This window comes from Mycolicibacterium phocaicum, assembly GCF_010731115.1.
Classification (GTDB): domain Bacteria; phylum Actinomycetota; class Actinomycetes; order Mycobacteriales; family Mycobacteriaceae; genus Mycobacterium; species Mycobacterium phocaicum.
Genome location: NZ_AP022616.1, coordinates 1,995,125 through 2,003,415, shown reverse-complemented (window position 1 = coordinate 2,003,415; position 8,291 = coordinate 1,995,125). Strand labels below are relative to the sequence as shown.

The following is an 8,291-nucleotide window of genomic DNA, read 5'->3' as shown; positions in this document are numbered from 1 at the left end:
TCGAAGGCCCGAGTAGAGTCGGATGGCCAACGCTGACCAGGGGGAGTGCAGCAATGACGTATCCGGATCCCCGGTATCCGCAACAACAACCGCAGCCGGGGCCGTATCCGCAGGGCCATCCCGTCCCGCAGGGCTACGGATATCCACCGCCCGGGTACCCGAACCCGCAGCAGCCGTACGCCCCGTCGCCGTACCCCTACTCGCAACCGGGCTACCAGCAGCCGCAAACCGAACAGCAGAGCAACGGCAACTCCGCGGGCTGGCGCGCCGCGAGCATCGCCATGTCCACGTTGTTCCGTGGCACCTACCGGCTGGGGGGCGACGCCCGCAGCCGGGTCGTCACGGCACTGATGTGCCTGGGTATCGGGCTTGTCGCGCTGGTGATCGTCGTGCTGGCCGGCATGTACCTGCGCTAGCGCGCGCTCATTCGCCGGCTGGCGAAAGCTGCTGCGACAGTGGCACATCCATGTCGTACACCCGGGCATGCAGCACCACCCGGTTCCGCAGCGCGGACCGCACCGCGCGGTGCAGGCCGTCTTCCAGATAGATGGTGCCCTGCCAGCGCACGGCATGCGGGAACAGATCGCCGTAGAACGTCGAATCCTCGGACAGCAGGCGGTCCAGGGCGAGCACCGTCGTGGTGGTGACGATTTCGTCGAGACGCAGCTGGCGCGGCGGAATCTGGGCCCACTCGCGGTAGCTCAGCCCATGCTCCGGGTAGGGCTTTCCGTCGCGCACCCCTTTGAAAATCATGAGTAGATCACTCCGCAAGCTCCCCGTGCGCCGAGCGGGTCCGCGGTGACAGCGTCGGCATACAGGTGACCCTAGCGGGTCGACTGGGGGTTTGCCGAGGCATCCGGCCATCAAGATCGCCCCGAATGGCGTCTGTCAACCGCCCGAATCCATCGTCACCGTAAAATGGCGGTGAAACCGGAGGTGACGAATGGGTAGTGCCGACGACCGTCGCTTTGAAGTGCTGCGTGCCATCGTTGCGGACTTCGTCTCCACCAAGGAGCCCATCGGCTCCAAGACGCTCGTCGAGCGCCACAACCTCGGCGTTTCGAGCGCCACGGTGCGCAACGACATGGCCGTTCTGGAGGCCGAGGGCTACATCACCCAGCCACACACCAGCTCGGGGCGGGTGCCCACCGAGAAGGGGTACCGCGAGTTCGTCGACCGGATCGACGACGTCAAGCCGCTGTCGTCCAGCGAGCGCCGCGCCATCCTGAGTTTCCTCGAATCCGGCGTTGACCTAGACGACGTTTTGCGCCGTGCGGTACGCCTGCTGGCGCAGTTGACCCGGCAGGTCGCGATCGTGCAGTACCCCACCCTGTCGCGCTCGACGGTGCGCCACCTCGAGGTCGTGGCGCTCACGCCCGCGCGGCTGTTGCTGGTGGTCATCACCGATACCGGACGCGTCGACCAGCGCGTGGTCGAACTCGGCGACTCCATCGGTGAGCATGAGCTGTCGCAGCTGCGGGAGCGCCTCGGCGCCGCCCTGGAAGGCAAGCTGCTGTCGGCCGCGTCGATCGCGGTGGCCGACCTGGCCTCGCAGATGGACGGCCACGGCGGCCTGGGCGACGCTGTCGGCCGCGCGGCGACGGTGCTGGTCGAGACGCTGGTTGAGCACCAGGAAGAGCGGCTGTTGCTCGGCGGCACCGCCAATCTGACGCGCAACACGGCTGATTTCGGCGGGTCCCTGCGGTCCGTGCTGGAGGCGCTGGAGGAGCAGGTCGTGGTCCTGCGGTTGCTGGCTGCCCAGCAGGAGGCAGGTAAAGTCACGGTACGCATCGGCCACGAAACCGAGGCCGAGCAGATGGCTGGGACATCCGTCGTGAGCACCGCCTACGGCAGTTTGGGCAAGGTTTACGGCGGCATGGGCGTGGTGGGCCCGACCCGGATGGACTATCCGGGCACCATCGCCAACGTCGCGGCTGTCGCCCGGTACATAGGCGAGGTTCTGGGCACCCGGTGAGGGTGCCCAGCAGTTCGAGAGATTAGGCAAGGTTCTTAGGCGTGGCACGCGATTACTACGGCCTGCTCGGCGTGAGCAAGGGCGCCAGCGACTCGGAGATCAAGAAGGCCTACCGCAGGCTGGCCCGGGAGCTGCACCCCGACGTCAATCCCGACGAGGGCGCACAGCAGCGGTTCGCTGAGATCAGCACCGCCTACGAGGTCCTCAGCGACCCGGAGAAGCGGCGCATCGTCGACCTCGGCGGTGACCCGATGGAGAGCGGCGGAGGCGGCGGCGGTGCCGGGGGTTTCGCAGGCTTCGGGGGACTCGGCGACGTGTTCGAGGCGTTCTTCGGCGGCGGCGCGTCCTCGCGCGGTCCGATCGGCCGGGTGCGCCCGGGCTCGGACTCGCTGCTGCGCCTGCGGCTGAACCTCGAGGAGTGCGCAACAGGCGTCACCAAGCAGGTGACCGTCGACACCGCCGTGCTGTGCGACCTGTGCCAGGGCAAGGGCACGCACGGCAATTCCCAGCCCGCCCGCTGTGATACCTGCCACGGCCAGGGTGAGGTCCAGACGGTCCAGCGCTCGCTGCTCGGCAACGTCATGACATCGCGCCCCTGCCCCGTGTGTGGCGGTGTTGGCGAGGTCATTCCCGACCCCTGTCACCGCTGCGGCGGCGACGGCCGCGTGCGCGCCCGGCGCGACGTGAGTGTGAAGATTCCGGCCGGCGTCGGTGAGGGTATGCGGGTGCGCCTGGCGGCCCAGGGCGAGGTCGGCCCGGGCGGTGGACCCGCCGGCGACCTGTACGTCGAGGTGCACGAGCAGGCGCACGAGCTGTTCCTGCGCGACGGCGACGACCTGCACTGCACCGTCTCGGTCCCGATGGTCGACGCCGCGCTGGGCACCACGGTCACCGTCGAGGCCATCCTCGACGGGCCCACCGAGATCACCATCGCGCCGGGCACCCAGCCCGGTTCGATCACCACCCTGCGTGGCCACGGCATGCCGCACCTGCGGTCCGGGGTCCGCGGCAACCTGCACGCGCACATCGATGTGGTGGTGCCGTCCCGGCTCGACAATCGTGACCTCGAGCTGCTGCGCAAGTTCAAGGAGCAGCGGTCCCGGGACGTCACCGAGGTGCGGTCCACGCAGGCTGTGGCCGGCGGCGGAGGTGGGCTGTTCAGCCGCCTGCGCGAAACCTTCAGCGGCCGTTAGCCTTCGGGGCTGCTGGTGAGCCGGGCGCTGTTCTACGTCGACGCGGTGCCGGAGGTCGGCGGTATCGCCGTCGTCGACGGTGACGAGGGCTTCCACGCGGCGACGGTGCGACGCATCCGTCCGGGTGAGGAACTCGACCTGTCCGACGGCGCGGGCACGTTGGCGCACTGCGTGATCGAAGACGCCGTGAAGGGCCGGTTGACGGCACGGGTGCTGTCGGTCACCGACGTCCCGGCCGCGGTGCCGACGGTGACGGTGGTGCAGGCCCTGCCCAAATCCGAACGTTCCGAACTGGCCATCGAATTGGCCACCGAGGCCGGCGCCGACGCCTTCGTGGCATGGCAGTCCGAGCGGTGCGTCGCGCGCTGGGACGGCGCGGCCAAGGTGGAGAAGGGTTTACGTCGCTGGAGTGCCGTGGCCCGGTCGGCGGCGCGGCAGTCCCGCCGCCCCTACGTGCCGTCCGTCAGTGGCCCGGTGTCGACCGCTGAGCTTGTCGCGGCCATCGGCATGGGTGTCACCCTCGTCCTGCACGAATCGGCGGAAGTGCCGCTGCGCGATGTGATTTCGGCGTCCACAGAGTCGGTGACGCTCATCGTGGGGCCCGAAGGCGGTATCACCGACGGCGAGGTGGCGGCGTTGGTCGCCGCCGGTGCCATCGCTGTTCGGCTGGGACCGTCGGTGCTGCGGACGTCGACCGCGGCCGCGGTCGCGCTGGGCGCCCTGGGTGTGCTGACGCCGCGCTGGCAGGTCTAGTACCACCGCGACCGGCGCTGGTGGGTCCGCCGAACAGCCAAGTCGCCCAGGCATGTTCGCGCGTGGCCCGCAGCTCGGCTAGCGGTGCTCACCGCGGAGGTATGCCGCCTCTGCCGCGGCTACTGCGTCGTCGGCCTGTCGCGGTGTCGGCAGGTCGGGTGCGTTCATCTCGATGATGGCCTCGACCCGCTCGTCGTCCAGCCCTTCGGCCGCGAGGACGCCCTCGATGAGCGCCCGTTGTACGGCGCGCCCCTTCATGTTCGCGAGCTTCGCGGTCGCCAGGATGCTGCGGGACAGTTCGGCCTCGGTCATCGAAGTGGCCTTGGGTGCCAGCTTGATCCGCTGGATGGATCCGGCGATGGACGCCTCGGCAGTGACGTTTCCGGCGGGATCGGATACCGCGAACACCACCACTCGCGGCGCTTCGTCGTCCGGCGTCTCGCCGTCGTCGAATGAGGTGTCGGTTTCCGGCGCGATCGCGTCCGCGTAGGAGCCCGCCGTATCGACTTCGGGTGTCTCACCATCCGACGTCACCAGGAGGTCGAGATCCGAGTCCTCCGGGTCTGTGTCAGAGCTGCTGTCCGTGGCGAAGTAGTCGAGTGCGCCATCGGGTTCGGCGAGATGGTCGTCGTCGTGATCGTCGTCGTGATCGTCCCAGGAATGGTCTGACATCGATCAGATCTGCATCTGCTTGCTGAGGTGGGCGCCTTCCTGCGAATCCGTCTGATCGTATTGCGACGCGGCCTTGGTCAGGTTGTCGGCCAGGTTGCGCGACTTGTTCATCATCTGCTCGCAGGCGGCCTTGCGGGCGTTGTTCGCGGCGCTCAGCGCGGACTGCGTCGACATGCACAGCGGCCCGTGCGTCGCGAGCACCTTGACCTCGACGTAGGACGTCGTGTCGCCGGCTGCGCTGAACGTGGCGGCGGCATCGTCTTGTTTGGTGGAGAGCGCCTGCAACTCCGAGGTCTCGACGGTGAGTCTGCTGCTCATGTGTTGCTCCTTTCGGGAAAGCTAGATTTCGGTCGTGATGCGCGGGGGCGCAGTGGGATTCGCCGGGTCGAGGCTCACGTGCACCGGGCCCTTGGCGGTGTCGGGGTCGACGGCCACCTCGACGTGGTGGGCGCCGTCATCGAACGACACCTGAATGGGTGCGCGTCCGGCAGGGGACTCGGCCCCGGCCGCGGCGCCCGGCGGATTCTCCTGCGCGGGTTGGGCATTGGGATCGGCGGCCGGATCGTCCGGCTTGCCGTCGCCGTCCTTGTCCTCGCCGGGCGCATTGGGATCCTGGGCGTTCGGATCCTGCTTGCCCTGCTGGGCGGCCTGAGCTGCCTGCGTCGCGGTTTGTGCCGCCTGGCCGGCCAGGCCGGCGAGGGTGCCGAGCAGGCCGCCGCCGCCCCCACTGCCGGAGCCGCCGCCCATCTGCGGCAGGGACGGCATACCGCCCATGCCGGCGCCTGCGCCGGTGCCCGCACCCGATGCCGCTGGCATGGAGGGCATTTCGGGCATCTTCGGCATGCTCGGTGCGCCGCCGCCGGACCCCGAACCGCCGCCGGAACCCGAACCACCACCGGAGCCCGAACCGCCACCGGATCCGCCGCCGCCGGTGCCCGTCGGGCTGCCGGTGCCGGGCGGGTTGCTCGTCGGCGGGCCGGACGGCGTGCCTGTTCCCGGCGTCCCGGGCTGGTTGGGGTTGCCCGGCGCATTGGGATCGGCGTTGCCGAAATCTGGTCCGTCGCCCGGCTTTTTCGCGGGCGGCGGCATGGTGCTCAGCGGAGGGGCGTGCGACGCGCTCTGGTACATGCTCGTCGCCTGGCTCAATTGCGCTGCGTTGCTCGATGATTGGGCCATCATGTTGTTCATCGTCAGCGCCGAGGCCGCGGCGGCGACGGCGACCGATGCGGCCTGTAGCGCGAGCGACTCGGGGGCGCCGATGACCGTCGCCTCCAGTGCGAGGCAGACGGGGATCATCGCGCCGAGGCAGGTGGCGATGTTGTCCATCTGCTGGCGTCCGGCGTCCACCTGCTGGGCCTCGGCGCTCAGGATCTGTACGACGAGATTGTCGGCCTGCAGCAGCTGTTCGGCGCTGCCGATCTGCTCGGCGTTACGGTTGGAGTAGGCCGTGGAGGCGGTGCCTTTCCACACGGTCGGATAGGCGCTGCTGAGCCCGTCGCCGGCGGCCTGAAAGAGCCCGGCGCCATCGGAGAACGATTCACCGGTGTCCGGATCGCCGATGCCGAAACCGAGCCCCGCGAGGTCCAGGGCCCACAAACCACCCTCGATGATGGGTGTGCCCGCGGCCGCGGGCATCAGCATCTTGGCGATGTCGCCGGCATCGCTGAGCAGTCCGACGGCGCCCATCGGGTCGCCCTCCATCAGCTTCTTGACGTTGTCCGCGATGTCCGATGCGGTGTCCAGGACGTCGTTGGCCTTGTCGAGGATGTCGTTGATCTTCTCGCCGAGGCTCGGGCTGTCACCGCCGTCGTGGTCGCGCCGGTGCGAGTTGCCGTCGTGATCGTCGCCGCGGCGGTGCCGGGGGTCGTCGCGGTGCGGGCGGGGGATGACCTGGGTGGGTTCGTCGTCGCCGTGCCGGTTGTGACGGGAGCTCGGCGATGGATGGCTGGTGCCGCCGTGGTGACTGCCGCCATGACTATGACGCGGACCCATGCAGAACCCTCCCCGATTCCTCATCGCCCCGGCGGACCCTCGCCGGTGAATTCGAGCCTAACAGCGCTGAACGCCCCTCCATTGCGCTAATTCGGAACTCTGTGGGGCGGTCGGAGGGGCCGAACCGTGTGGCCTGGGTTACAGCAATTCCTGCCAGTAAACACTAATTTCCTGCCAGCGGAATTAATCCTTTGACCTGCCTGTTTACATGGATGTCACAGCGGCTCGGGCCGCAAGGGGACAAAGACGGACAGAAGACGCGAAGGGGAACACTCCATGAAGAATTTCGGAATTGCAGCAGTTATCGCCGGTGGCCTGGCCGCCGGTGCCATGGGGTTCGCCGTTCCCGCCGTAGCCGCCACCGGACCGGCCCCGACAGGGGTGCAGGCAACAGTGGTGCCGACGGGAGTTGATCACCTGAACTGGCTGGATGACGTGCACCAGGGCGCCAAGTCGCCCAAGGTCGACACCAACGTCCACCAGAGCCGGTAATCGGCGACCCAACTACTACGCAACCCGCGGGCGGCACCGAAAGGTGCCGCCCGCGGTTGCGTGACCAGCCAACTCGTTGGGCGTCCCCGCGGCCCGGCGGTAGAATGTGCTCCTCAGCTCTACACCAGAAAGCAGGCATCGAAAACCACGTGACGCCCCGCGATACGAACGCCGCTGCGTCGCGCTCCTCGGAGCTCGACCCGTCGGTTCGAAGCAGCATCACTGTTCCGCCTGATCTTGTCGTGGGCCTGCTCGGCTCGGCCGACGAGAATCTGCGAGCCCTGGAGAATCTCCTGACAGCCGACATCCACGTGCGCGGCAACTCGCTGTCGATATCCGGTTCGCCCGCCGACGTGGCCAAGGCCGAGCGCGTGGTGAGTGAGCTGATCACGATCGCCGCCGGCGGTCAGACGCTGACCCCCGACGTCGTCCGTCGCAGCGTCGGCATGCTCGACGGCGCCGACGCCGAGTCGCCGGCGCAGGTGCTGACGCTCGACATCCTGTCGCGGCGCGGCAAGACGATCCGGCCCAAGACGCTCAACCAGAAGCGCTACGTCGACGCCATCGATGCCCACACCATCGTCTTCGGCATCGGCCCCGCCGGTACCGGCAAGACCTATCTCGCAATGGCCAAGGCCGTCAGCGCATTACAGACCAAACAAGTCAGCCGCATCATCCTGACGCGTCCCGCCGTCGAGGCCGGGGAGCGGCTCGGCTTCTTGCCGGGCACGCTCAACGAGAAGATCGACCCGTATCTGCGGCCGCTGTACGACGCGCTGCACGACATGATGGACGCCGAGATGATCCCGAAGCTCATGGCGGCGGGGGTTATCGAGGTTGCGCCGCTTGCCTACATGCGGGGTAGAACCCTCAATGACGCCTTCATCATCCTCGACGAGGCGCAGAACACCACCGCTGAGCAGATGAAGATGTTCCTGACCCGGTTGGGTTTCGGGTCCAAGATCGTCGTCACCGGTGACGTCACCCAGGTCGACCTGCCGGGCGGATCGAAGTCGGGTCTGCGGTCGGCCGTCGAGGTGCTCGACGGCATCGACGACATCCACATCGCGGAGCTCACGAGTGCAGATGTGGTGCGCCACAAGCTGGTTTCGGAAATCGTCGACGCGTACGAAGCCGCGGAAGCCAAAGTGAGCGAGCACGGTCTGGCCAACCGTGCGCACCGCCGATCCACCGGCCGGACGAGGCGGTGACGG

The 8,291-nt window shown here is 68.2% G+C and carries 10 protein-coding genes; 6 read left to right on the top strand and 4 right to left on the bottom strand.

What is annotated here, in order from left to right:
* The first annotated feature begins 53 nt into the window (after positions 1 to 53).
* Positions 54 to 416, top strand: coding sequence for a hypothetical protein (locus G6N46_RS28350; protein WP_138248452.1), 363 nt, complete (start codon positions 54 to 56; stop codon positions 414 to 416).
* A gap of 7 nt (positions 417 to 423) precedes the next feature.
* Here the strand turns inward: G6N46_RS28350 and G6N46_RS09765 are convergent, their stop codons facing one another.
* On the bottom strand, positions 424 to 753 hold the full coding sequence (locus tag G6N46_RS09765) for a type II toxin-antitoxin system VapB family antitoxin (protein ID WP_064860908.1): 330 nt from the start codon (positions 751 to 753) through the stop codon (positions 424 to 426).
* Between the two features lie 190 nt (positions 754 to 943).
* On the opposite strand from G6N46_RS09765, the gene hrcA reads away from it, so the two are divergent.
* Genes hrcA through G6N46_RS09750 form a run of 3 tightly spaced genes read left to right on the top strand, consistent with a single transcriptional unit; the run spans position 944 to position 3,921 of the window.
* The gene (gene hrcA, locus G6N46_RS09760; protein WP_020102097.1) at positions 944 to 1,975 is read left to right on the top strand and encodes a heat-inducible transcriptional repressor HrcA; all 1,032 of its coding nucleotides are present in this window, start codon (positions 944 to 946) and stop codon (positions 1,973 to 1,975) included.
* Between the two features lie 41 nt (positions 1,976 to 2,016).
* Positions 2,017 to 3,168 (top strand): molecular chaperone DnaJ, encoded by a 1,152-nt coding sequence (gene dnaJ, locus G6N46_RS09755; protein ID WP_138248453.1) that lies wholly within the window; start codon positions 2,017 to 2,019, stop codon positions 3,166 to 3,168.
* Between the two features lie 15 nt (positions 3,169 to 3,183).
* Positions 3,184 to 3,921 carry a 16S rRNA (uracil(1498)-N(3))-methyltransferase gene (locus tag G6N46_RS09750; protein ID WP_138248454.1) on the top strand — a complete coding sequence of 246 codons (738 nt, stop codon included), beginning with the start codon at positions 3,184 to 3,186 and terminating at the stop codon, positions 3,919 to 3,921.
* 78 nt (positions 3,922 to 3,999) lie between these two features.
* Here the strand turns inward: G6N46_RS09750 and G6N46_RS09745 are convergent, their stop codons facing one another.
* From G6N46_RS09745 to G6N46_RS09735, 3 genes are read right to left on the bottom strand one after another with little or no spacing between them, the layout of a single operon-like run.
* On the bottom strand, positions 4,000 to 4,593 hold the full coding sequence (locus G6N46_RS09745; protein ID WP_138248455.1) for a hypothetical protein: 594 nt from the start codon (positions 4,591 to 4,593) through the stop codon (positions 4,000 to 4,002).
* Between the two features lie 3 nt (positions 4,594 to 4,596).
* Positions 4,597 to 4,911 carry an ESX-1 secretion-associated protein gene (locus G6N46_RS09740; protein WP_138248456.1) on the bottom strand — a complete coding sequence of 105 codons (315 nt, stop codon included), beginning with the start codon at positions 4,909 to 4,911 and terminating at the stop codon, positions 4,597 to 4,599.
* Positions 4,912 to 4,932: 21 nt separating this feature from the next.
* Positions 4,933 to 6,585, bottom strand: a complete 1,653-nt coding sequence (locus G6N46_RS09735) for an EspA/EspE family type VII secretion system effector (protein ID WP_163692694.1) — start codon at positions 6,583 to 6,585, stop codon at positions 4,933 to 4,935.
* Between the two features lie 276 nt (positions 6,586 to 6,861).
* Here G6N46_RS09735 and G6N46_RS09730 point away from each other — a divergent pair, with 276 nt between their 5' ends.
* The gene (locus G6N46_RS09730; RefSeq protein WP_061009718.1) at positions 6,862 to 7,077 is read left to right on the top strand and encodes a hypothetical protein; all 216 of its coding nucleotides are present in this window, start codon (positions 6,862 to 6,864) and stop codon (positions 7,075 to 7,077) included.
* 149 nt (positions 7,078 to 7,226) lie between these two features.
* Entirely contained in the window at positions 7,227 to 8,288 is a 1,062-nt protein-coding gene (locus G6N46_RS09725; RefSeq protein ID WP_138248459.1) for a PhoH family protein, read from the top strand.
* Positions 8,289 to 8,291: the final 3 nt, after the last annotated feature.

What these genes read in the sequence shown, in the direction of transcription:
- G6N46_RS28350 (WP_138248452.1), top strand. Translation starts at nt 54, where the DNA reads ATGACGTATCCGGATCCCCGGTATCCGCAACAACAACCGCAGCCGGGG.
- G6N46_RS09765 (WP_064860908.1), bottom strand. Translation starts at nt 753, where the DNA reads ATGATTTTCAAAGGGGTGCGCGACGGAAAGCCCTACCCGGAGCATGGG.
- hrcA (WP_020102097.1), top strand. Translation starts at nt 944, where the DNA reads ATGGGTAGTGCCGACGACCGTCGCTTTGAAGTGCTGCGTGCCATCGTT.
- G6N46_RS09745 (WP_138248455.1), bottom strand. Translation starts at nt 4,593, where the DNA reads ATGTCAGACCATTCCTGGGACGATCACGACGACGATCACGACGACGAC.
- G6N46_RS09740 (WP_138248456.1), bottom strand. Translation starts at nt 4,911, where the DNA reads ATGAGCAGCAGACTCACCGTCGAGACCTCGGAGTTGCAGGCGCTCTCC.
- G6N46_RS09735 (WP_163692694.1), bottom strand. Translation starts at nt 6,585, where the DNA reads ATGGGTCCGCGTCATAGTCATGGCGGCAGTCACCACGGCGGCACCAGC.
- G6N46_RS09730 (WP_061009718.1), top strand. Translation starts at nt 6,862, where the DNA reads ATGAAGAATTTCGGAATTGCAGCAGTTATCGCCGGTGGCCTGGCCGCC.